This is a genomic window from Oleiphilus sp. HI0117, assembly GCF_001635235.1.
Genome location: NZ_LWGA01001133.1, coordinates 1 through 1,658 on the forward strand (window position 1 = coordinate 1; position 1,658 = coordinate 1,658).

Consider the following 1,658-nt stretch of genomic DNA (forward strand, 5'->3'; position numbering starts at 1 on the left):
GGTGAAATTTATATTCATTGTGGTGACGAGTCAGGGTTCATCATTGAAAGAAAAATATAACCAGGCCAGCCAACATCGCCCACAAAGGGCCGTGGGCTGGACTCGCTTCGCTCGCCGTTGCTGGCGGCGTTAAAATTTCTAAGCAACGTACTCTCTGGCAGATATCGCTATGTCTGGAAATTGCTTTAGTATTTTTTTGTCAGCAGTCACTAGTTTGCAGTTTTGGCTCTTTGCCAAGCAAATAAACTCAGAGTCATAAGCAGAACAACCTGATTCATTTGCAGTATTTAATACTTCGAAAGAATTTACGGTATATTCATTGTCTTTGAGTAAATTCTCAGCTTGTTGTTGTATTTCTAAGGCATCCTCCATAGAAATAAGCTCTTTTCTAAGGTACAAAGCTAAGATGTTTCGTAACTCACTGCGCCATAATATAGGGGCAATCCAATCTGGGTCTTTCAATAGCAAGGCTTCTACGTATTCGCTATAGTCAGAGGGTAAATATAAGTAAGCTATTGTATTAGTGTCAGCTACAATCATTCTCTGCCTTCAGCTTTGGCTTTAGTTAAATCTTCCTCAGTAACTTTCAAACCTTTTAGTTTTTGCCTCATTGTTCGTGCATTCATTAAAAGTTGGTCTTTATCTATTTTTTGTGGTCTCAAAACCTTCTCTAGGCATACAATAAGCTCACTATTTATACTTCTGTGGTGTGCTTCAGCAGATTGTTTTAGCTGGCTGTATAAAATGTCTGGTATATTCTTCACTGTAATTGCGGGCATAAAAAACACTCATGGTTGCAATATGGTTTCATTATGGTTGCATAAATAAATGATTTTAACAAGCGCCTCCAACGGACAAATTTTTCTGTCACCACTTTTGCGCTGCGCGGCAAAACTGCCGCCAGCAAAATTTGCTCGTTGAGGCGGGCGTTAGGCAATAAAATGAATTTGGAATCTCACACTAAATATTTTCTTACCTTAGACGGTAAGGAATTAGAATTTGAGAACTTCTCCGAGACAAGAGAAGCACTGCGGAATGCGCTAAATTCGAAATCAGGAAAGATATTGCTGGCAGCTGACGATGGTTTAAGGCCTTGGTGGCAAAGATTCATTTTTGGTGCCAGAAACTATATTCGTGTTTACTTCGCTCTAGAATGGAGTGACGAAATATCTGGCCTCATATTTTATGATGAAAATGCTAGTGAATTTCGTGCTTTAAGTGATTCTCGAAATGAAAATATTTCAGTAGCTGATCGAAAGGAAATCTCTTTCGGAGAGAGTGAGCCACTGCACGAAAAGTACTGTATTGCTACAGATATTGCGAAGAGTTCAATTGTTGAGTTTCTAGAAAAAGAAGAGCGTCCTGAATGGCATAATTACGAATTTGTGCGATGATCTGCCTAACAAAAAGTTGGTGGTTCAGCCCCTGCGGGGCTTGGACGCTTTCAGCGCCCCACAACAAAAGCGTTGGTATGACTCCCCACGTCAAGAGGCCGGCACAAAATCCTGCCGGAACCTCGGCCAGAGCCTTTCTTTTTAATTAACATTCTTCCCGTTAGGGAAGCGTCAACGCATCAGATGAAGCAAGTAATTTCGACGGTGATCATGCTGGTATTCGTGGGTTGCTAACGCGACGCGTTAACCTATCCAACCTTACTT

General features: G+C 41.1%; 3 protein-coding genes. 1 reads left to right on the forward strand and 2 read right to left on the reverse strand.

Annotated elements, in window-relative coordinates; all coding sequences use genetic code 11:
- Positions 1-138: 138 nt before the first annotated feature.
- Together A3757_RS20240 and A3757_RS20245 are read right to left on the reverse strand one after the other, a co-directional pair.
- Complete coding sequence (locus A3757_RS20240) at positions 139-540, reverse strand: type II toxin-antitoxin system VapC family toxin (protein ID WP_068511203.1); 402 nt, start codon at positions 538-540, stop codon at positions 139-141.
- Positions 537-779 (reverse strand): Arc family DNA-binding protein, encoded by a 243-nt coding sequence (locus A3757_RS20245; RefSeq protein ID WP_068510145.1) that lies wholly within the window; start codon positions 777-779, stop codon positions 537-539. The genes A3757_RS20240 and A3757_RS20245 overlap by 4 nt, the downstream gene beginning before the upstream one ends.
- 162 nt (positions 780-941) lie before the next feature.
- Here A3757_RS20245 and A3757_RS20250 point away from each other — a divergent pair, with 162 nt between their 5' ends.
- Complete coding sequence (locus A3757_RS20250; protein ID WP_068511205.1) at positions 942-1,394, forward strand: hypothetical protein; 453 nt, start codon at positions 942-944, stop codon at positions 1,392-1,394.
- Positions 1,395-1,658: the final 264 nt, after the last annotated feature.